The organism is Bradyrhizobium sp. SZCCHNS2022 (assembly GCF_032377575.1).
Taxonomy (GTDB): Bacteria; Pseudomonadota; Alphaproteobacteria; order Rhizobiales; family Xanthobacteraceae; genus Bradyrhizobium; species Bradyrhizobium aeschynomenes.
In genome coordinates, this window is sequence record NZ_JAUHHZ010000001.1 from 4,535,607 (window position 1) to 4,555,524 (window position 19,918).

Annotated in this window: 18 protein-coding genes; 8 read left to right on the forward strand and 10 right to left on the reverse strand. The window is 66.9% G+C overall.

Going from position 1 to position 19,918, the window contains the following annotated elements; genetic code table 11:
• Positions 1–358 precede the first annotated feature (358 nt).
• A complete protein-coding gene (locus QXZ94_RS20400) occupies positions 359–793 on the forward strand; it encodes a DUF2147 domain-containing protein (RefSeq protein WP_172113184.1) in 435 nt (144 codons plus the stop codon).
• Positions 794–801: 8 nt separating this feature from the next.
• Here the strand turns inward: QXZ94_RS20400 and QXZ94_RS20405 are convergent, their stop codons facing one another.
• Both QXZ94_RS20405 and QXZ94_RS20410 read right to left on the reverse strand, forming a co-directional pair.
• Positions 802–1,953, reverse strand: a complete 1,152-nt coding sequence (locus QXZ94_RS20405) for a DUF3095 domain-containing protein (RefSeq protein ID WP_315721921.1) — start codon at positions 1,951–1,953, stop codon at positions 802–804.
• Positions 1,954–2,229: 276 nt separating this feature from the next.
• Positions 2,230–2,946 carry an MgtC/SapB family protein gene (locus QXZ94_RS20410; RefSeq protein WP_315726405.1) on the reverse strand — a complete coding sequence of 239 codons (717 nt, stop codon included), beginning with the start codon at positions 2,944–2,946 and terminating at the stop codon, positions 2,230–2,232.
• Between the two features lie 155 nt (positions 2,947–3,101).
• Between QXZ94_RS20410 and QXZ94_RS20415 the strand changes: the two genes are divergently transcribed.
• The gene (locus QXZ94_RS20415) at positions 3,102–3,500 is read left to right on the forward strand and encodes a hypothetical protein (RefSeq protein ID WP_315721922.1); all 399 of its coding nucleotides are present in this window, start codon (positions 3,102–3,104) and stop codon (positions 3,498–3,500) included.
• A gap of 1 nt (position 3,501) precedes the next feature.
• On the opposite strand, the gene QXZ94_RS20420 is transcribed toward QXZ94_RS20415, so the two are convergent.
• The 5 genes from QXZ94_RS20420 to QXZ94_RS20440 all read right to left on the reverse strand — a co-directional run bounded on the left by QXZ94_RS20420 (position 3,502) and on the right by QXZ94_RS20440 (position 10,183).
• Positions 3,502–5,796, reverse strand: a complete 2,295-nt coding sequence (locus QXZ94_RS20420; RefSeq protein WP_315721923.1) for a heavy metal translocating P-type ATPase — start codon at positions 5,794–5,796, stop codon at positions 3,502–3,504.
• 111 nt (positions 5,797–5,907) lie between these two features.
• Entirely contained in the window at positions 5,908–6,639 is a 732-nt protein-coding gene (locus QXZ94_RS20425) for an SDR family NAD(P)-dependent oxidoreductase (protein WP_315721924.1), read from the reverse strand.
• Positions 6,632–8,020 carry a fatty acid--CoA ligase family protein gene (locus tag QXZ94_RS20430; protein ID WP_315721925.1) on the reverse strand — a complete coding sequence of 463 codons (1,389 nt, stop codon included), beginning with the start codon at positions 8,018–8,020 and terminating at the stop codon, positions 6,632–6,634. The genes QXZ94_RS20425 and QXZ94_RS20430 overlap by 8 nt, the downstream gene beginning before the upstream one ends.
• Positions 8,007–8,252: an acyl carrier protein gene (locus QXZ94_RS20435; protein WP_172132190.1), complete on the reverse strand. Its 246-nt coding sequence runs from the start codon at positions 8,250–8,252 to the stop codon at positions 8,007–8,009. The genes QXZ94_RS20430 and QXZ94_RS20435 overlap by 14 nt, the downstream gene beginning before the upstream one ends.
• Positions 8,253–8,380: 128 nt before the next feature.
• Positions 8,381–10,183, reverse strand: a complete 1,803-nt coding sequence (locus tag QXZ94_RS20440; RefSeq protein ID WP_315721926.1) for a long-chain-acyl-CoA synthetase — start codon at positions 10,181–10,183, stop codon at positions 8,381–8,383.
• A gap of 177 nt (positions 10,184–10,360) precedes the next feature.
• Between QXZ94_RS20440 and QXZ94_RS20445 the strand changes: the two genes are divergently transcribed.
• Positions 10,361–11,359: a tripartite tricarboxylate transporter substrate binding protein gene (locus QXZ94_RS20445; protein ID WP_315721927.1), complete on the forward strand. Its 999-nt coding sequence runs from the start codon at positions 10,361–10,363 to the stop codon at positions 11,357–11,359.
• A 23-nt stretch (positions 11,360–11,382) separates the two neighbouring features.
• Here QXZ94_RS20445 and htpG read toward each other — a convergent pair whose 3' ends face one another.
• Both htpG and QXZ94_RS20455 read right to left on the reverse strand, forming a co-directional pair.
• Complete coding sequence (gene htpG, locus QXZ94_RS20450; RefSeq protein ID WP_315721928.1) at positions 11,383–13,254, reverse strand: molecular chaperone HtpG; 1,872 nt, start codon at positions 13,252–13,254, stop codon at positions 11,383–11,385.
• A gap of 298 nt (positions 13,255–13,552) precedes the next feature.
• The gene (locus QXZ94_RS20455) at positions 13,553–14,047 is read right to left on the reverse strand and encodes a MarR family transcriptional regulator (protein WP_315721929.1); all 495 of its coding nucleotides are present in this window, start codon (positions 14,045–14,047) and stop codon (positions 13,553–13,555) included.
• Positions 14,048–14,177: 130 nt separating this feature from the next.
• On the opposite strand from QXZ94_RS20455, the gene QXZ94_RS20460 reads away from it, so the two are divergent.
• The 5 genes from QXZ94_RS20460 to QXZ94_RS20480 all read left to right on the forward strand — a co-directional run bounded on the left by QXZ94_RS20460 (position 14,178) and on the right by QXZ94_RS20480 (position 18,438).
• On the forward strand, positions 14,178–14,720 hold the full coding sequence (locus QXZ94_RS20460; protein WP_315721930.1) for a VOC family protein: 543 nt from the start codon (positions 14,178–14,180) through the stop codon (positions 14,718–14,720).
• Positions 14,721–14,974: 254 nt separating this feature from the next.
• The gene (locus tag QXZ94_RS20465) at positions 14,975–16,612 is read left to right on the forward strand and encodes an FAD-dependent oxidoreductase (protein ID WP_315721931.1); all 1,638 of its coding nucleotides are present in this window, start codon (positions 14,975–14,977) and stop codon (positions 16,610–16,612) included.
• Positions 16,609–16,803: a DUF2783 domain-containing protein gene (locus QXZ94_RS20470; RefSeq protein WP_315721932.1), complete on the forward strand. Its 195-nt coding sequence runs from the start codon at positions 16,609–16,611 to the stop codon at positions 16,801–16,803. Before QXZ94_RS20465 ends, QXZ94_RS20470 begins: the two co-directional genes overlap by 4 nt.
• Before the next feature lie 441 nt (positions 16,804–17,244).
• Positions 17,245–17,901 (forward strand): Mpo1-like protein, encoded by a 657-nt coding sequence (locus QXZ94_RS20475; protein ID WP_315721933.1) that lies wholly within the window; start codon positions 17,245–17,247, stop codon positions 17,899–17,901.
• A 126-nt stretch (positions 17,902–18,027) separates the two neighbouring features.
• Positions 18,028–18,438, forward strand: coding sequence for a hypothetical protein (locus tag QXZ94_RS20480; protein ID WP_315721934.1), 411 nt, complete (start codon positions 18,028–18,030; stop codon positions 18,436–18,438).
• An 891-nt stretch (positions 18,439–19,329) separates the two neighbouring features.
• On the opposite strand, the gene QXZ94_RS20485 is transcribed toward QXZ94_RS20480, so the two are convergent.
• Positions 19,330–19,812 (reverse strand): hypothetical protein, encoded by a 483-nt coding sequence (locus QXZ94_RS20485; RefSeq protein WP_315721935.1) that lies wholly within the window; start codon positions 19,810–19,812, stop codon positions 19,330–19,332.
• Positions 19,813–19,918: the final 106 nt, after the last annotated feature.

The following is a 19,918-nucleotide window of genomic DNA, read 5'->3' on the forward strand; positions in this document are numbered from 1 at the left end:
AAAATCCGCTCCACCCATTGCTGTCGTCCCGGACAAGCCATGACGCGCGCCAGCGCGGCATGGCGCCGATCCGGGATCCAGACTCCTCAGCAGACGTGATGGGCACAGAAGCCAACGACCAGCCTGCCTCAAACCACTCCCTGTGGGTATGGGTTCCGGCTCAAGGCCGGGACGACGGCGGTGATTGTCGCGCCAGCCAGATCTGATCCGAGGGGCCATGAGACAACCGCGCAAGGAATTGAGACAACCCGCCAGCATTGCACCCGATCGTGATGACGGCGCTTTGGACAACCGCACCTCTCCCGATTGCAACCGCGCCGTTTGCTGTTAAGGAAGCGCGGCTTGAACGGGGGGTAAGATGATTTGGAAATTGCGTCTGGCTGGTCTCACACTGGCGGCTCTGGTGATCGCGCAGCCGGCCCTGGCTGCCGACGATCCGAGCGGCACCTGGCTGACCCAGGCCGGCGACGCCAGGATCAAGGTCGCCAAGTGCGGCGCCAATCTGTGCGGCACCGTCGTGTGGCTGAAGGAGCCGATGGACACCGACACCGGCAAGCCGGCCGTCGACAACAAGAACCCCAACCGCGCGCTGGCCAATCGCCCGATCATCGGCCTGCAGCTGTTCGAAGGTGTCCGCCCCGATGGGCCGAACAAATGGTCCGGCAAGATCTACAACGCCGATGACGGCCAGAGCTACACCAGCCACATCTCGGTGTCCGGTCCCGATACGCTGAAGGTCGAAGGCTGCGTCGGCACGCTGTGCGGCGGCGAGACCTGGACGCGCTCGCGCTGACGTCGCGCTCAGGCGGCCGCGGCCTTGAGCGCGGTCGCCGCCGACGCGTAGCCGCCCTGGGCGCCGTCGACGAAATGGACGTGATCGGGGCGAATGGCCGAGGGCGTGAAGCAGGTCATCATCGCCGCGCCCTGCCGGTGCAGGCCATAGCGCACGATGCCCCGTGACGCGGCAGCACCGAGCCGCCGCTCCAGCTCCCGCGCAAGCTCCTCGGTGCAGTCGAGGATCATGCGCAGCGCGTCGTCATACTTCCGAAAGTCGGAATTTTCCACGACCTGCTGCCGGTAGAGCTCCGGCACGAAGCCGCCCATGCGGATGCCGAAGCGCATGACCGTATAGACGAACAGCGTGCGCCCGAGCACGCGGACCCAGCGTGAGAGCAGCGAGCTGCCGCGCGTCGCCCGCACCTCGTAGCCCAGTCCCTGCGGCGGCCAGTTGAGCGCCGGACCGCCGGCGGGCACCGGCCGCCCGGCATCAGGGCTGCGCTCGGTCAGCGCGATGATGTCCTCGATCGCCTTGCGAAACGCGTCCGGCTCGGCCCCGGCTGCCGGCAGCACCAGCACCGAGAGGATCAGACCGCGCGAGGACGGCATCTCCTCGAACCGGCATGACAACCCCGACAGGTCGGGTTGCGCGCCGGGCGGCGCTGGCGGGATCGCGAACTCGCCTCGCTTCATCGCGGCCTCGGCCCAGCCCAGCCCACCGCCGGCGAACATCGCATAGGACAGATTGGCCGACGGTCCGTAGCGCGCCACGCGCACGTCGAGCCCCTCTGCGCGGATCGCGCTCACCGGCACCAGCGCGACGCGCATCGAGAGGCCGAGATCCTCGCGGACCCAGGTCGCTGTCGTCGCCAGCGCCTCGCGCGCGGCGGCCGCATCGTCCGGTCCGACCGCAAAGCTCGCACCATCGCCGCCGAACACGAATGGGAATTCACGCCCCTCCAGCGCATTGGTGACCGCGGCGATGACCGCGGCGCCGGCCATGTTGACCGCCTTGTAGCGCTTGTCGGCAATCGCCTTCGTCGACTCGACGATGTCGGCCGTGCCGATCATCCAGTCGTCCGGCACCGGCTTGTAGAGCTGCGGCTCCATCAGCCGCGCAAAGCCGCGAAACACCGGGATCGAGGCATAATAGTCCGCAGCGCTGGTCATCGGCATCGCGTGGTCATCCGTCCGGAGTAGGCCTTCCATGGGGAGCTACGATCATCCCTGTCAAGCAGGTTCAGCTGCCGGGCGATCCTGCTGCGCCAGACTGCAGCGAGGCTGACCCCGCACGGCGATACCTGCCGGCGTGCCGCCGGGCGACGGGCTGCCCATTCAGCCATGGTTCACAGGCGACATGGAACATTCGGCCCATGTTCGATGAGTTGGTTGCGGGGAATGTCGGACCATGGCGGAGGCAGCAGCGTTTCGGGCGGACGCCTCGTTGCGCCGCTACTCCAGCGCGCTGACGTTCCAGGTCGCATGACGCACGCCGGACAGCTTCGCCAGCTCCGATACGACGCGATCGAGCTCGGCGGTCTCGGCCGCCAGCGGCACCAAGGTCGCGACGATCTCCACGATGTCCTCGGAGCGGTAGGCGACATCGGTTTCCCGCACCGGATATTTGGCGGCCTCCAGCCGCTCGTCGAGCGCCTCGCGCAGCTCGGCGACATGCAGAACATCGGTCGTCACGACGATCTTGTAATTGGCCTCCGAGGCCCGCGCATTCAGCGGGATGCGGTCGATGGCGTTGACCAATGGCCGCAGCAGCGTGTTGCCCGCGAGCACGAACAGGGTCAGCGCGACCGATTGGGCGAGCAGGTCGGCACCCGCACAGGCGCCGACGGCGGCGGAGGCCCACAACGTGGCCGCCGTGTTGAGGCCGCGGACGTTCATGCCTTCCTTCATGATCGTGCCGGCGCCGAGAAAGCCGATGCCCGACACGACATAGGCAATGATCCGCACTGCGCCGTCAGCGCCGGTGAGGCGGTTGCCGATGTCGACGAAGGCCGCCGCGCCGACGGCAACCAGCACGTTGGTGCGCAGGCCGGCGCTGCGCTGCCGGTACTGCCGCTCGGCGCCGATCAGCGTGCCCAACACAAAGGCGGCGAACAGGCTGACCAGCGTGTCGAGGAAATCATGGAGCTGAAAGGTGTGCAGGAATCGCATGGGCAATGACGATCTTCGGGATCACGCTGCGCCGGCCGCCGGGCGGCAGACAGATGTTTGGCCTCCGACGGCGGAACCGCCGCGAGAACGCCGCTTTCTTAGGCCGTCCTTGATCGAAATCAAATCCCATTCCCCCACGCATATTTTAGGCTGATATGATCAACAGGCAGATGACGCCGATGACGCCATTGTCCGACACGCGCAGGGATCACAGTCCCGCTGTCCGGCTGGGACATGATGCAGTGAGCGCGGTGAAGCTGTCGCAGCAGCTCACCGCCGACATCGATGCCTGGGCCGAGACGCACCAGATCACGCGCTCGGATGCGATCAGCCGGCTGCTCGCGATCGGCCTGCATGCGTCGAGGCCGCCGGCCATGACACAGCCGAAACTGCGTGACCCGGTTGCCATCGAGCAGAATGCGATCCGGCTGATCGATCAGATGCTCGATCCGAGCCTGCCTGCCGACGAGCGCGAGCGGCGCATCCGTCGCCTGGTCGAAGGCCCGGCCGAATTTGCCGGCGAGCGCATCGACCTGCCCCGGCACTCGGGCTGAGCTACGCGGCCGAGCGCGCCGCGACAGCCTCGTAGATGTCGTCCTCCTGGGCGGTGTGCATGCGCACCAGGGTCTCGATCGCCTCGATGACCCGCTGGGCATCGCGGATCAGATAGCGGTCGACCTTTTCCGACGGCAGGTCCTCGACCACCCGCCCGAGCAGGCGCGCCAGATGCAGGATTTCCCGGTGCGCCCGGCTCATCGCGGACAGGCCGTGACTATCCTGCAGCAGCCGCGCCAGCCTGGGATAGACCGAGCCTTCGTCATCGCGCTCATGCGCGACGACCTGGTCCTGCACCAGCGCATTGGCTTCGACGATCAGGACGACCGCCCGCTCCGGGGCGGCCTCGTCGAGCGCATCCACGATGGCACGCAGGCGGTCGAGGCCGCGCAGCAGCGCCTGATGATCATGCCGGAGACCGCGGCCGTCCTCGGCCGTGATCTGGCCGACCCTGCCGCGGCCGCCCGGGAGCAGCGCCCTGAGCGCGTTGAGAATGACGGCGACGTCGATCGCCTCCTGCACCAGGGCCGCGGGCACCGGCTGCAGCAGGCCGAAGGCCGCAGCTCCCATGGCAATGAAGGACAGCGCCATGCCGGCGATGATGCTCTCCAGCGCGATCCGTCGGGCGCGCTGCGCGATCACGATCGCCTCGCCGACACGGTCGAGCCGGTCCGCCAGGATGACGACGTCGGCGGCCTCGGACGAGGCGCTGGCGCCGCGGGCGCCGAGCGCGATGCCGACATCGGCCGACGCCAGCGCCGGCGCGTCGTTGATGCCGTCACCGACCATGATGGTCGGATGCAGGCGCTGCTCGCTCTTGACCGCGTCGACCTTGTCGGAGGGCACGCGATCGGCGAGCACGGCATCGAGGTCGAGCGCGGCACCGATCGCCTGCGCGGCCGCCGCACGGTCGCCGGTGACCATCACCATCCGCGCGATGCCCGCCTCGCGCAGCAAGCGGATGGCGCGCGGCGTGTCTGCACGCAGTTCGTCGGCAAGCAGCAACGCCCCGATCGGGCGGCCCTCGACCGCCACGAAGACGATCAGCGCCGAGCGCCAGGAGGCGCGTCGGATGGCGCGCGCCGCCCAAGGTGGCGGCGCATGATTGCCGAGGATGAGGTCCGGCGAGCCGGCGCTGATCCTGCGGCCGTCGATGGCGCCTTCGAGGCCGGAGCCCATCGTCTCCCGCACTCCCTCCGGCACCTTGAGCTTGAACCCGCGGGCGTGGCCGGCCTCGACGATGGCGTGCGCCAGCACATGGTGCGAGGCCTGCTCCAGCGAGGCGCCGAGCAGCAGCACGGCATCGGCCTCCTCGCCGGGCGCCGCTTCGACCGAGAGCAGCCGCGCGCCGCCGACGGTCAGCGTGCCGGTCTTGTCGAACAGCACCGTATGCGCCCGCGCCAGCGCCTCGAGCTTGCCGCCGCCCTTCACCAGGATGCCGCTGCGCGCCGCCTGCGCCACGCCGGCGATGAAAGCGACCGGGGCCGCCAGGATCAGCGGACAGGGCGTCGCGGCGACCAGGACCGCCAGGCTGCGGATGACATCGCCGGAGGCGAAGTAGGCCGCGGCCGCGATGGCGAGGCTGACCGGCAGGAAGATCAGGGCGTAGCGGTCGGCGAGCCGCACGAACGGCGCCTTGGCGGTCTGGGCCGTCGTCACCAGCTTGACGATGCCGGCATAGGTGCTTTCGCCCGCCGTCGCGGTGACCGCCAGGTCGAAGGTCTCACCGGCATTCAGCGAGCCCGACAGAATCGCCATGCCGCGCGTCTTCGACACCGGGATCGGCTCGCCCGTGAGGGCCGACTCGTCGACCACGGCGATGGCTGTTTCCACCACGCCATCGACCGGAACGATCTCCCCGGCCCGCACCATCAGGCGGTCGCCCACGGTGACATCGGCGACCGGAACATCCTCGATGCGATCCTCACGCCAGCGATGCGCCAAGCGCGGCGCCCGGTCGACCAGCGCCCGCAGATCGTGCTCGGCACGCGCGACCGCGATGTCCTCGAGCACGTTGCCGCCGGAATACATCAGCGCCACCACGGCGCCCGCCAACGGCTCGCCGAGGACGATCGCCGCGCTCATCGACACCAGCGCGATGGCGTCGACGCCGATGCGTCCGGCCAGAAAATCTCTGACGATCGAGACAAGCAGGCCAAGGATGACCGGCACCGTCGATGCCGTGAAGGCATATCCTGCGAGATCGGGCCGGCCGACCAGATGCGCAACGCCGCCGGCGGCGAGACCCGCGACGGCGATTGCTACGAGGGTCCACCGCAAGATGCGCTCGAACATGGCACGAAGGTTCCAGATTGTGGCGCCACTATCGCCGCTGCGACCCGGCGTATGCTTGAGCGAAATCAACCGCGAGGCACGTTGCCGCGGTGCCAGCCGGAGGCATTGGCCTCAAGCGGTGTTGCCTGCGTCGACCGTCAGCACGGTACCCGTGACGTTGCGGCCACCCTCGCCCATCAAGTACTCGACCATTGCGGCGACGTCGTCAGTCTCCGGCAGCCGCCGCAGCGCGCTGCGACCGGCGATGCGCCGCTGCTGCTCCGCGTCCATGTTCTGGGTCAGCTCGGTGGCGATGAAACCCGGTGCGATCGCGTTCACGGTGATGCCGACCTTGCCGACCTCCCGTGCCAGCGAGCGCGTGAAGCCGTTGGCGGCTGCCTTGGTCGCACCATACACCGAAAGGCCATTATAGCCGGTGCTGGCGATGATCGAGGAGATGTTGACGATGCGCCCTTCGCCCGCAGCCATCATGTGCCGCACGACATATTTGGTGAGGATCATCGGCGCCAGCACGTTGAGCCGCACCAGGCCCTCGATCTCCGAATTGTGCATGGTCGCAAGCAGACCCTCGGTGCCAATGCCGGCATTGTTGACGAGACCATAGAGCGGACCGAACTCGTCGCGCACCGACTTCACGAAAGCGGGGATCGCGTCGACGGCGCTGAGGTCGCAGGCGCGGAAATGAATTCCGGCACTGCTGGCGCTGAACTCGGCGATGGCCGCGCGCAGATCTTCGCTCTCGCGGCGGGCCACCGCGACGACGTCGAAGCCAGCGCCCGCGAGCCGGCGCGCGATGGCGAGCCCGATGCCGCGGCTGCCGCCGGTGACCAGGACATTACGCATCGCTGCGCGCCAGCTTGCCGGCCGGGGTGACGTCGAGCGCCGGGACGAAGCGGATCATCGCCGGCACCTTGTGAGCCGCGAGACGCGCACGGCAGTCGGCGAGGATCTCCTTGGTCACTGCATCCGCGCGTGAAGGATCAGCATCCGCCGTCAGCACGACCTCGGCGACGACGATGCCGCCGGTAATCGGGCTGCGCCGCGACTTGGCGCGCGACATCCGCACGTCGGGATGGGCATTGATCACGGCTTCGATCTCCTCGGGGTGAACCTTGAGGCCGCCGACATTGATGATGCCGTTGCGCCGGCCGACGAAGTAGTAGCGCTCGCCGCGCAGCTCGACCATGTCACCGGTGTCGACATAGCCATCGCCATCGGTGAGCGCAGCCGCCGCGCGTCCGACATAGGCATGCGCGGCGCGCCTGGAGCGAATGCGCAGCGAACCGTCCACAACCTTCATGTCGACGGCACCGCGGCCTTCGCCGAGCAGCGTCGCGGGAAACCCTTCCAGCCCGTCATTGACGGCGAAGCCGACGCCGGCTTCGGTCGAAGCATAGGCGTGGCCGATCGAGGCCCGCGGAAACGCCTGCTTCAAGCCATCCAGCACCGCCTGATCCGCGATCTCGCCGGAAAGCCGCACGTAGCGCGGTGCGAACTGTTCGGCCGATCCGCTCATCAGCAGCTTGCGCCAATGTGATGGTGTTCCCGAGATGTGCGTGACGCCGCATTTGTTGAGGCGCGCAACATGATCGGCCAGCGCCTCGCCCGGGTCGGACAGCACCATCGAGCCGCCGCCGACGATCGCACGCAGAAAGATCTGCAGCCCGCCGTAGCGGCGGATGTCGTAGAAGGTCGCCCACACCGGCAAAGCGTCGCCCGGGACCGGTCGATCGCCGATGATGGCGCCGCACAGGCCTTCCAGCGTATGGCCGACGATCTTCGGCACCCCCGACGTGCCCGAGGTCAGCATCAGCCATTCGGTGGCACGCGTGGTCTGCGCCATCCGGGCCGAGAGCGCGGGCAGCCCAACCGGAACGCTGAGGTTCACCGCGCACTCGGAGAAGCGCTCCGGCTCGTCCGTGACGATGGCATCGATCTCCGCGTCGGCGATGATGCTGGCGAGATGCTCGGTTTTCAGGTCCGGCGGGCACAGCAGCATGCGCCGGGCAACGCCGTCGATCTCGATCAGCGCCAGGCCGGCCAGGAGCTGGCCGGAGGTCGCGAGCAGCACCGAGCGTCCGTCGAGCTCGCCGGCGCGTCCGCCGAGGCAGCTGCCCGTCGTCAGTTGCGCGAGCGTCACGGCGTGACGCGGATCGGAAATCGTCCGCTCCGTCAGCGCAGTCCCGAGATGATCGCGTAGCGCGAAGATCTCACGCGGGGACATTCTCATAGGCCCTGATGAAGTCGCCGATCGTGTTGGGGAACGTCACGTCCTCGGACAGGGTGAACGGATCGACGCCGAGATCATCCTCGAGGCGGGCGACCAGAATGGCGAACGCAAGCGAATCGAAGCCGGTCTCGTGCAGCGTCAGCTCATCCGTCAGTTGCGGCAGCTTGACCTTCTGCTCGTCCGCAATCTGCTTGATCGCCGCAATGATCCTCAACCGTACCGACATGGGCCAATCCACTTGCTGTTCAAAACGATGCAGCCAACGATAGGGGGCGATGGTGAAGGAACCCGGTGTTTACCCGGATGTTTCGAGAGCGTTGGTAAATGCGCTTCATCGCCTATGATTAAAATTCTCTACAAGCGGACCTCGCCCGCCACGATGCGCGCATAGCCTTCGCGGTCGAGCACGCGATAGGCGCCGGTCACCGCCTCTCTCAGATAGATGGGGTCGGACACCAGCGCCGGATCGAATCCGTCGCCCATGAGTTCCTGCTTTTTTTGCTTGAAGGTCTCAGTCGACTGCAGCGACGGCGTGATGCGCAGCGCCACCGGCTGCGCATAGGCCGGGAGCCGCCGGGCAAGCGCTGCTGATAGCGCATCGACGTCGAAGTCGTCATTGACGACGAGTGCAGCCATGCCGGCACGTCCGTCGGCATTGGGCACGACGACGCCATATGTCGACGCCTCCATGACACCCGGACATTGCAGGATCGCGTCGTTCACCTCGCTGGTCGCGACGTTCTCGCCTTTCCAGCGAAACGTGTCGCCGACGCGGTCGACGAAATAGAAGAAGCCCTGGTCGTCCTGGCGCATCAGGTCGCCGGTACGAAACCAGGCATCGCCCCTGACGAAGACATCGCGCAGGATCTTCTTCTCCGTCTCGGCCCCGTCCGTGTAGCCTTCGAAGCGACCGCCGCCTTCGTCGGCCTTGCCGATGCGGCCCACCGCCTCGCCGGTCTCGCCGCGCGCGCATGGCAGGCACAACCCGTCGGGCCCGCGCAGCGGCGCGCGCTGATCCGCATCGAGCTGGATGATCGCAGCCGGAAACCGATGCGCGAGCAGCGACGGCACCCGGCCGATTGAACCCACCCGGCCCTCGACATTGTAGAGCGAGAAATTGCCTTCGGTCGCCGCGTAGAATTCGAGCACCTGCGGGATCGCGAAGCGCGCCTGGAATGGCTCCCAGATGTCGCCGCGCAGGCCGTTGCCGCAGGCGAGCCGCAGCCGATGCATGCGATCGAGCTCCGAGGGTGGCGCCGCCAGCAGATAGCGGCAGAGCTCGCCGATATATTGGACAAGCGTGCAATCGTGACGAACGATGTCGCGCCAGAAGTTCCGCGCCGAGAATTTCTCCGCCAGCACCGCCGTGCCGCCGGCGCGCAGCATGCTGCAGGGCGCGACGATGCCGCCAACGGAATGATAGACCGGCAGGCAATCGTAGAGCCGGTCATCGGGACCGGCACTGGTCAGGCCGGCAAACCAGCCACCCCAATTCAGGACGCGGCGATGGCTGATGCTGGCGGCCTTGGGCAGGCCGGTCGTGCCGGAGGTGTAGATCAGCAACGCGCGGTCGTTGATGGTGACGGCGGGACGTTCGGCCGCTGCGAGCGCCCGCGTGTCCATGGCCGCGACCGTCGCCTCGAGATCGCCGCCATGCATCCAGACGCGGGGCGCGCTCGCGATCAGCGGCGCCGCGCCGGCGTAGGCTTCGGCGAACTCTCGGGACAGGATGACATGGGCTGGCTTGGCGACGCCGATGCCATGCGCCAGCGACGGTCCGACCAGATTGGTGTTGATGAGCGCGACCACGCCGCCGACGCGGCTGATTCCGAGCCAGGCCGCCAGATAGTCCGGCTGGCTCGGCATGATCAGGGCAACCGTGTCGCCTGGACCGACGCCGACGGTCAGCGCCCAGCGGGCATATTGGTTCACGCGGGCGGACAGGGCGGCATAGCTGAGCGTGCCGCGATCCGAGATCAGCGCCGGCCGCGCGGGCTGCTTCGCGGTCCAGTCGTCGATGATGTCGGCAAACAGCCGTTGAGGCTCGGCCTCGATGCGCGAGGTCAGCTCGATCGCCTTGAGCCAGATCTTCGCCGCCGACGGCTTCGGGCCGGGCATGATGGGGTCCGCAGATCGCTCCGCGCGCTCGGATGTCATGGCTGCCACCGCTTCGAGTTCGGCGTCCTTATAGGCGGCCGCGCCTGACCGGCCGTTAACCGGCACGGTTAACCTGCTGAAAGTCGATCGCGGTTGATGCGAATGCAATCCTTTACGAAGTTCTTGCAAATACCGGCTAGGTTGCATCTCCCAGCACATGCCAACGCGAAGGCCGGCATGCCCAAGGACACGACGATCACACGACGTGCGCTGCTGCAATGCGCCGCCTGGAGCGGCGCTGCCGCGGCCATCCATCCGGCCGCGGCGGCGGCGGGAGGGGACGCGCCCTATCCATCCCGGCCCGTCACCTGGGTCATTCCATTCGCCCCGGGCGGCGCCACCGGCCGCCTGTCGGTGCTGATCTGCGACCGGTTGACCCGCCGGCTCGGCCAGGCCTTCGTGCTCGATCACCGGCCGGGTGCGGGCGGCAACGTCGCCACCAAGAGCGTCGCGAGCGCCGCTCCCGACGGCTACACGATCCTGGCGACATCGACCGCCAACGTCATCAACGCCTCGCGCGAGTCCATGCCCGATCCCGACAGCTCCGGCGAACTCGTGCCGGTGGCGGGCATCGCGCGGCTGCCGTTGCTGCTCCTGGTCAACAAGGAGCTGCCGGTGAAGACGCTGGCCGAGTTCCTCGCTTATGCCAGGGCGAACCCCGGCAAGCTCAGCGTCGGCTCCGCCGGTCCCGGCACCGTCCAGCTGCTGTCGGCCGAGCTGTTCCGGACGCTCGGCGGGATCAGCTGGTCCGTGGTCCAGTATCGCGGCTCGGGCCCGGCGCTGATCGACCTCGCCTCCGGCCACATCCATGCGATGTTCGACAACACCGCGTCCGCCGTCGATCTGCTGCGCAGCGGCAAGGTCAGGGCGCTGGCGGTGTCGACGCGCGAGCGCGCCGCAGCTTTCCCCGATATCCCGCCGGTCGCCGACGTGCTGCCGGCGTTCGAGACCTCCGGCTTCTATGGCGTCGCCGCACCGCGCGGCACCCCGAAGCCGATCGTCGAGCTGCTCAACCGCGAGATCAACGCGGCGCTGCTGGATCCCGAGATCAGCAGGCAGTTCGCCGAGGTCGGCGCCACGCCGATCCCCGGCGACACCGGCATCTACGCCGCGACCTACCGCGCCGAGATCATGCACTGGCGCAAGCTGGTCCCACAGACGAGCGCGAAGAACTGATCTCCGCGCCCGCATCCGGCGCCTCAGGCCCCCGCCACGCCCTGCAGCACCAGCCGGTTGAGCCGCGCGGCGAACGCCGCCGGGTCCTCCGGCAATTCGCCGTCGAGGATCTGCGCCTGCTCGAGCAGCAGGAACGACAGATCGTCGACCTTGGCCTTGTCGGCCGCCGCCTTGGCGACCGCCACGACCAGCGGATGGCGCAGGTTGATCTCGAGGATCGGCTTGGTCCGGGCGCCGCGCGCCTGCTGCGACAGGATCCGCTCCAGCTCGCGATCGGGCCCATGGCTGCCGGCGACGAGGCAGGAGGCGCTGGTGGTCAGCCGGGTCGAGACCTTCACGTCGGTGACGTGATCGCCGAGGCTCGCCTTGATCAGCGCGATGGTGTTGGCCTCGTCGGCCGCCGGCTTCGCTTCGTCCTCGGCCTCCGTCTCGGTCACCGGGATCGGGTCGAAATTGATGTCGCCCTGGCTGAGCGATTTCAGCGGCTTGCCGTCGAACTCCAGCCGCGCCGAGGTCCAGAACGCATCGACCGGATCGGTCAGCAGCAGCACCTCGACGCCGCGCGCCTTGGCGGCCTCGAGCCGCGGATTGGACTTCAGCCGCTCGATGCTGTCGCCGACCAGGAAGTAGATCTCGGTCTGGTTCTCCTTGAGCCCCTCGACATACTGCTTCAGCGAGCGCCGCTCGCCTGAGGTCGTCGTGAAGCGAGCCAGCGCCAGCAGCTTGTCGCGACGCTCGAAGTCCTCGTAGAGGCCTTCCTTGATGACGGCGCCGAACGAGTCCCAGATCTTGTCGAAATTCTCGGCGTCCTTCTCGGCAAGCTGCTCCAGCTCGCTGATCACGCGCGTCGTCACGGCTTTGCGGATCTGCGCCAGCTGCGGATTGTTCTGCAGCATCTCACGCGACAGATTGAGCGGCAGGTCCTCGCTGTCGATCACGCCCCGGATGAAGCGCAGATACGCCGGCATCAAATCGGCATCGTCGGTGATGAACACGCGGCGGACATAGAGCTTGACCTTGCCCTTGCGCGCCGGCTCGAACAGATCGAACGGCTTGGTCGAGGGCGCGAACAGCAGCACGGCGTAGGAATAGCGGCCTTCCGCGCGGTAGTGCAGCGTCATCGCCGGCTCGTCGAAGGCGTTGGCGATCGACTTGTAGGCCTTGGCGTAGTCCTCCGCCGACAGCTCCGATTTGGAGCGCTGCCACAGCGCGCTCGCCGAATTGATCTGGCGCGGCTCGCCTTCCGGCTGGACCAGCATGATCGGGAACTGGATGTTGTCGGAATAGGCGGTGACGATGCGCTCGATCTCGTAGGTTTCGAGATATTTCTTGGCGTCGTCCTTGAGATGCAGCACGATCTCGGTGCCGCGCGTCACCCGGCTGGCATCCTCCTCCGAGCTCGGCGCGACCTCGAAGCCGGCGCCGCCCGACGAGGTCCAGGTCCAGACCTCGCTGCCGCCGGCGCGGCGGCTGATCACGGTGATGCGGTCGGCGACCATGAAGGCGGAATAGAAGCCGACGCCGAACTGGCCGATCAGGCCGGTGCCGTCCTTGGCCTCGGCGAGCTTCTGCACGAACGCCTTGGTCCCGGAGCGGGCGATCGTGCCGAGATGGTCGATCAGCTCCTGACGGTCCATGCCGATGCCGCTGTCGGCGATCGTCAGCGTGTTCGCAGTCTTGTCCGGAATGATGCGAATCTGCGGCGGCTCGCCGTCGCCGATCAGCTCCGGCTTGGCGATGGCCTCGTAACGCAGCTTGTCACACGCGTCTGAGGCATTCGAAATCAATTCGCGCAAAAAGATGTCGGTCTCGGAGTAGACCGAGTGCACCATCAGATGCAGGAGCTCGGAGACTTCGGCCTGGAAGGAATGGCTAACGGTCGCGGTGTCGGTCATCGTCGTGCGTTGGCCCATGCTGGCAATGAAGGGGAGACCGTCGATATAGCGCGGCGACGGCGTCGATCAAGGCTTCGATCGTCCCCTGCCAACGCTCGTTCCGTCCGTATTGGCCGAGCTGTCACCTCGGCCTCCGCTGTCATCGCCCGCGAAGGCGGGCGATCCAGTACGCCGCGGCAGGCGGAATTGAACCGAGAGGCCGCGGCGTACTGGATGCCCGCCTTCGCGGGCATGACGGTTGTGGTTGGAGAGCCGGTGTGCCTCTTCCCAACCCCAGCTGCTACGAAGCGGCGGGACATCATGCCGGCCGCTCCGTGGCGCCCAGGAGCTTGTCGATGACCGCGTTGAGGGTGGCGACCTCGTCCCTGGTCAGGACGTCGAGCAGATCGGTCTCGCGGGCCAGCGCATAGGGCACGATCCTGCGATACAGTGCCCGCCCCGCCGGCGTCAGCGTCACGATCCGCTCGCGTCCATCCGCGGGATCGCGGCTGCGGCTGACGATGCCGCGGGCCTCCAGGCTCTGCATGGCGCGGCTGACGTTCATCTTGTCGAGCGTCGTCAGCCGGCCGATCTGCTTGGTCGGCAGCCGCGGCTGCTCGCCGAGCGCCGCCAGGATCCGCCATTCCTGCCGGGACAGCGCGAAGCGGTCGGCGTAGACCTCCGCCACCGCCAGCGACACCTGCTCGGCGAGCCGCGCCAGCCGGTAGGGGAAATAGCGCTGCAGCCTGAGCTCGCGCTCAGGCGCTCCGTCATCGCCTCTCTGATCCCGGGTCTCGTCGGCCGCCTTCGTCATCGCATCCCCTGTCCTCGTCCGCTCGCCTCTCGCCACCCCAATCCGATCCAGCTCGGGTTGATCTGGATCAAAGCCGCCCAATCGTATCATCCGTTACTATCTTGCCAACAACGATCATGGGAGGACCATCATGCAGATCGAGAAGATCCATCACGTCGCCTATCGCTGCGTCGACGCCAAGGCCACGGTCGACTTCTACAAGAAGGTCCTCGACATGGACCTGCTCGGCGCGATCGCCGAAGACCGCGTGCCCTCGACCAAGGCGCCCGATCCCTACATGCACATCTTCCTCGATGCCGGGAACGGCAACATTCTTGCCTTCTTCGAGCTGCCGAACTCGCCGCCGATGGGCCGCGATCCGAACACCCCGGAATGGACCCAGCACATCGCCTTCCAGGTCAAGGACATGGAGGAGCTGGAAGAGGCCAAGGCGCGCGCGGAGGCCGCCGGGCTCGACGTCGTCGGGATCACCGACCACACCATCTTCAAGTCGATCTATTTCCATGATCCGAGCGGCCACCGCCTGGAGATCGCGACCTGGACCGCCACCCCCGAGCAGATCGCCCGGATGAAGTCGGTCGCCCACGCCATGGTCGACGAATGGGCCACGACCAAGAAGCCGCCGCGCCACACCGCCTGGATGCATGAGAAGGAGTTTGCCGGCGTCGACTGAGCGCTCGTTCTTCTCCACCGTCCCGACCGCAATCAGGGCTATCGCATATGACGATCGATGTGTTGCGCTCATCTGTCTCCACGTCGTCATGGCCGGGCTTGTCCCGGCCAACCACGTCGTCCGGCATACCGAGAACGACGACGTGGATGCCCGGGACGGAGCCCGGGCATGACGATGTGGAGACGGTTTCGCGAAAAACTCAGATGGGTCAAATGCGATAGCCCCGCGAGCGCAACGCGCCAAGCGAGGCAGCCATGAGCAACTATGTCTATCCGCGATTTCCCTATGCCTGCTCGGCTGAGCAGCGCGGCGGCGAGACCCGCCGTCACCCGGTCGTCGTGATCGGCGCCGGACCGATCGGCCTCACCGCGGCGCTCGATCTTGCCGCCCGCGGCCAGCCGGTGGTCGTGCTCGACGACAACGACACCGTCAGCATCGGCTCCCGCGCGGTGTGCTACGCCAAGCGGCCGCTGGAGATCTGGGACCGGCTTGGCTGCGCCGCGCCGATGGTCGACAAGGGCGTCAGCTGGAACATCGGCAAGGTGTTCTTCCGCGACCAGCTGTCCTATCAGTTCGACCTCTTGCCCGAGCCGGACCATCGCTGGCCGGCGATGATCAACCTGCAGCAATATCATCTCGAAGAGATCCTGGTCGACGCCTGCAGCAGGAGCCCGCTGGTCGACCTGCGCTGGAAGCACCGCCTCGTCAGCCTCAGGCAGACCGACGACCACGCGCAGCTCGCGGTGGAGACGCCGGACGGCATCTTCAGCATGGAGGCGCAATGGGTGATCGCCTGCGACGGCGCCAATTCCGACACCCGCCGCATGGTCGGCGCCGAATTCAAGGGCCAGTTCTTCCAGGACCGCTTCCTGATCGCCGACGTCAGGATGACGGCGGACTTCCCGACCGAGCGCTGGTTCTGGTTCGACCCGCCGTTCCATCCTGGACAGTCGGTGCTGCTGCATCGCCAGTCGGACAACATCTGGCGCATCGACTTCCAGCTCGGCTGGGACGCCAATCCCGACGAGGAGAAGAAGCCCGAACGTGTGATCCCGCGCATCCGGGCGATGCTCGGCGAGAGCGCCGATTTCGAGCTCGAATGGGTGTCGATCTATCAGTTCGCCTGTCGTCGCATCGATCAATTCCGCCATGGGCGCGTGCTGTTCGCCGGCGACGCGGCACATCAGGTGTCGCCGTTCGGCGCCCGCGGCGCCAACACCGGCGTGCAGGACATCGACAATCTCGCCTGGAAACTTTCGCTCGTGCTGCGTGGCGAGGCCCCCGAGAGCCTGATCGACAGCTATCACGAGGAGCGGGCGTTCGCCGCCGACGACAACATCCTGAACTCGACGCGTGCTACCGACTTCATCACGCCGAAGACGCAAGTCAGCCGGCACTTCCGCGATGCCGTGCTGGACCTCGCGCAGCACCACAGCTTCGCGCGTCCGCTGGTCAACAGCGGGCGGCTGTCGACGCCGACGCCCTATGTCGCGTCGTCGCTGAACACGCCCGATGGCGCGCCTGACAGCGGCGCCATGACTCCTGGCACCAATGCGGCCGACGCGCCCGTGACCATGGCGGGGCAGCCCGGCTGGCTGCTGAATGGCCTCGGCGGCGGCTTCACGGTTCTCACCTTCGACGACGCCGTTACGGCCAAGGAGCTCAACGTCGACGGCATCGCGGCGCGCGTGCTCGTCGTCGGACGCGATATCGCCGACGCCAAGGGTCTGCTCGCGGAGCGCTACGGCGCCGCTGAAGGCACGACCTATGTATTCCGACCCGATCAATACGTCACCGCCCGCTTCCCGCAGTTCGACGAGGCCAAGATCGCCGCCGCGGTCCGGCGCGCCTGCGGCAAGACCGGCACTGTGCAGCAGGAGCTTGCCGCATGAGTCTGACCCTGACGCCGAACATCAGCGATCCCGATGGTTTCTATGCCGAGCTGATCGGCAGCCAGCGCGAGCTGAGCGAGGACGACGCCCTGCGCATGAATGCGAGACTCGTGCTGCTGCTCGCCAACCACATCGGCGACCGCACGGTCCTGAGCGAGGCCATCCGGCTGGCGCGCGCGCCGGGTCGCTGACGTTGCGACATGAGCGCTGTTGCAACAAACGATCCGCCAACCAGGTAATCCGTCATGCCCGGGCTTGTCCCGGCCATGACGATGTGGAGATAGGCCGGCCCGAAGTTACGATCGTCGAATGCGATCCGAGTGAGAGGATGCGAATCTCTCCGTTGATAATTCCCGTGCGGCTGCCCCTCGCCCCGACCCTCCCCCCGTGGAGAACGGGGAGAGGCGGCGCAACGAAGACCGGCGCGGATTTGACATGAATCAATGACCACAGCCCTGCCACCGACAAAACTAAAAAGATGCGCCTGGCGCGACAGATTGCAGACTCGTTGCATATGCAACGAATAATATCTGAAGCCGGTCGGTTTCATTGTGACAACATCATCATGTCACGTCGCCTTCACTGACGCTCTCTACGTCTCCACCTCGTTCCACAAACGAACGGGGATTCGCATGTCGCGCTACTACAAGACCCTGCAGACGCAGCGCTTCGACGACTATCGCTACTATCATCAGAGCCGGATCAATCAGACGCTGCACCTGATCAGCGCCGTGATCTTCCTCGTCTGCTACGCGCTGTTGTTCAAGGACCCGGCCATGGCCGGCCTGGTCGGCTGGCTGGCGATGCTGACGCGGCAGACCGGGCACTTCTTCTTCGAGCCGAACGGCTATGATCACGTCAATGACGTGACCAACGACTACAAGGAAGCGGTCAAGGTCGGTTACAATCAGACCCGCAAGATCGTGCTGCTCACGGTGTGGGGGCTGGTGCCGGTCGCGCTGTTCGTTTTCCCGACGATGTTCGGGCTGTTCGACGCGCCGGCGAGCCGGATGGAGTTCGTCCGTCACGTCGGCGTGCTCTGGCTCGCGGTCGGCATCGGCGGTGGTCTCTTCCGCGTCGTTCAGCTGTTTGCGACGCAGGATGCCGCGACCGGCCTGATCTGGGCGTTCAAGGTGCTCACCGACCCGCTGCACAACATCGCGCTGTACTGGAAATCTCCGCTGGCGCTGCTGCGCGGCGAGCTGATCGACCCGACCATCAAGAACGCCGCGCATTGGGGCGCCGCCGCCGACGATGACGACGCCGAGGAGGCCGCGCATCTCACCTGATGCGCCTCCCGCGCTGCCACCGCCCGCCAGGCGGGCGGTGGAACCAAACGTCACCTTCCACATCATGGAACGACTTCTCTGCTGCGCCGTTGCGGCCTCGGTGCTGGTGGCCTTCAGGAGCTTTCCATGTGTGACTACAGCCTCCATACTGTTGCTTCCCGTGATGCCAAGATCGACGACGTGCTGGTCTCCTGTCGCTTTCCCAGCACGGAGACCCGTGGCTTCTGTACCAAGGACGATGCGTTGACGGCCGTGTGCCTGCGGCCGGGCACCGAGCTCGCCTTCGAAGGCGACGTGCGCATCAAGGGCTTCTTCTTCCGCCGCAAGGTCGGCGCCCATCTCGCCCGCTTCCGCCAGGTCGACACCAACAAGCCGACCGAGCACCACGACGCGCTCGAATTCTCCAACGGCCGCATCGTCAAGGTCACCGACCTCGCGACCGGCCAGCGCGCCCGCGTGCTGCAGATGCCGGCCGATCCGGCGACCAAGCGCACCGCGACGCCGGTCACGATCGAGCTGCGCGCGACCCAGCTCTGAACGCGTTGATCGCAACGACGACAGCGCCGCATTGGTGCTGCCGTCGCCTGTGATGGAATGGCATCCATGTCGTCGATCTCCGCGGCGACAGATCCGGTGATGAGGAAGTGATCGGCATGCGCGCTCGCGATCCCGCGGCACGACGTGCCCGGGGTGTTGCGGCCGTCAGCCCTCGTGAAACGAGAGGGCGCGGGGAAGGCCGGGTGCTGACCGCGGCCCATGGCCCGCCTGCAACAAGGAAAGCAGGCGGCAGTCACCACAGGTCGGGCCACCAGGCGGCCTCCCCCGCGCAATGGTGTTACGGTGTCCTTCGTGCTCTCCCTGGGGATCGGCTTTCTTGCCCCCATCGCCCGCGCGAGCCGTCACAGCATCGCAGCGCGCTTGACCTCAGCGTCGAGAGGTCAGGACCACACGACTTCGCCGTCCGCGTCGACGAGCGCTCGTCTGGCGCCGCCGTCACGTCCATCGCAGCCCACCTCCACGTTCGTGACGACGCGTACGTCCCTCTGCTCGAGGCGGGATGGGTGGAGGAAAGCATGATTTCTGCAAAATAGCAAGTTGTTTATTTTTTCCAGAACACCGACGGAGCGATGGCCATTGCTCCACCACGGATGAGGCCCGATAAAACGCTCAGTCAAAACGGTCGTAGCCTCCGCACCGGGCGCAATACCGTGCCCTCGCCCCTTGTGGGAGAGGGCAGCGCCGGCCGATCCTCAAGCGCGGTTGGGTGAGGGGTTCTCTCCGCGAGCGACGCGCATGGATGGAGCCCCCTCACCCAACCGCGCCCGTTGCGCTGTCCTACATGCCCTCTCCCACAGGGGGCGAGGGCGCAGTCACGAGCCCCCCCGCTGTGGCATCAGAACTACTCAACAAATATCTGCCCGGCCCGCCTCAATCCGGCAAGTTCGTAAACCGCGGCCGCCACACGCCCAGGATCACGTTCACCGTGGCCACGCCGAGCATGACCCAGATGGCGCCCTGCTCGGTGCCGAAATCGGGCGCGAGCGTCGCGGGATCGATCTGGCCGGCGACGGCGCGGGCGGCCTCCTCGGCCGCCTCCTGCATCGGCCCTTGGACGGCGGCGAAGCCCCATTCGAACACGAGGATGCCGGAGGCGAGCTTGGCGAGCGCCCAGCCGGCGCTGTGCAGCGCGCGGTTGATGGCGATGGCGAGCAGGCCTGCGATCAAGGTCAGACCCAGCGAGGGAAAGAACACGTAGCGCACGATGGCGCCCATGGCCGCCCGCATCTCGGCGTAGTGCGACAGCGATACCGACGGCTGCGGAATGAGGCCGAGCAGCACGACCAGACAGGCCATCGCGCCCATCATGCCGATCGCGCCCATCGTGTGCAGGAACTTCATCAACCGTCGCATGGCATTCCCCCTGCGTCGCGAAGATAGAGCTTGGGACAGGCCTCCGGCATGCCGCCGGTCCGATCCGTGACCCGCCGCGGCGCAACCGCACGCGCAGCCCACATCG

Excerpts from the sequence above, each read along its gene's own strand:
- QXZ94_RS20455 (WP_315721929.1), bottom strand. The coding sequence starts at position 14,047 with ATGACGAAGGCGGCCGACGAGACCCGGGATCAGAGAGGCGATGACGGA.
- QXZ94_RS20425 (WP_315721924.1), bottom strand. The coding sequence starts at position 6,639 with ATGCGTAATGTCCTGGTCACCGGCGGCAGCCGCGGCATCGGGCTCGCC.
- QXZ94_RS20410 (WP_315726405.1), bottom strand. The coding sequence starts at position 2,946 with ATGCGATTCCTGCACACCTTTCAGCTCCATGATTTCCTCGACACGCTG.
- QXZ94_RS20470 (WP_315721932.1), top strand. The coding sequence starts at position 16,609 with ATGAGTCTGACCCTGACGCCGAACATCAGCGATCCCGATGGTTTCTAT.
- QXZ94_RS20440 (WP_315721926.1), bottom strand. The coding sequence starts at position 10,183 with ATGACATCCGAGCGCGCGGAGCGATCTGCGGACCCCATCATGCCCGGC.
- QXZ94_RS20445 (WP_315721927.1), top strand. The coding sequence starts at position 10,361 with ATGCCCAAGGACACGACGATCACACGACGTGCGCTGCTGCAATGCGCC.
- QXZ94_RS20420 (WP_315721923.1), bottom strand. The coding sequence starts at position 5,796 with ATGTTCGAGCGCATCTTGCGGTGGACCCTCGTAGCAATCGCCGTCGCG.
- QXZ94_RS20460 (WP_315721930.1), top strand. The coding sequence starts at position 14,178 with ATGCAGATCGAGAAGATCCATCACGTCGCCTATCGCTGCGTCGACGCC.
- QXZ94_RS20430 (WP_315721925.1), bottom strand. The coding sequence starts at position 8,020 with ATGTCCCCGCGTGAGATCTTCGCGCTACGCGATCATCTCGGGACTGCG.
- QXZ94_RS20400 (WP_172113184.1), top strand. The coding sequence starts at position 359 with ATGATTTGGAAATTGCGTCTGGCTGGTCTCACACTGGCGGCTCTGGTG.
- QXZ94_RS20475 (WP_315721933.1), top strand. The coding sequence starts at position 17,245 with ATGTCGCGCTACTACAAGACCCTGCAGACGCAGCGCTTCGACGACTAT.
- QXZ94_RS20405 (WP_315721921.1), bottom strand. The coding sequence starts at position 1,953 with ATGCCGATGACCAGCGCTGCGGACTATTATGCCTCGATCCCGGTGTTT.
- QXZ94_RS20480 (WP_315721934.1), top strand. The coding sequence starts at position 18,028 with ATGTGTGACTACAGCCTCCATACTGTTGCTTCCCGTGATGCCAAGATC.
- htpG (WP_315721928.1), bottom strand. The coding sequence starts at position 13,254 with ATGACCGACACCGCGACCGTTAGCCATTCCTTCCAGGCCGAAGTCTCC.
- QXZ94_RS20485 (WP_315721935.1), bottom strand. The coding sequence starts at position 19,812 with ATGCGACGGTTGATGAAGTTCCTGCACACGATGGGCGCGATCGGCATG.
- QXZ94_RS20465 (WP_315721931.1), top strand. The coding sequence starts at position 14,975 with ATGAGCAACTATGTCTATCCGCGATTTCCCTATGCCTGCTCGGCTGAG.
- QXZ94_RS20435 (WP_172132190.1), bottom strand. The coding sequence starts at position 8,252 with ATGTCGGTACGGTTGAGGATCATTGCGGCGATCAAGCAGATTGCGGAC.
- QXZ94_RS20415 (WP_315721922.1), top strand. The coding sequence starts at position 3,102 with ATGATCAACAGGCAGATGACGCCGATGACGCCATTGTCCGACACGCGC.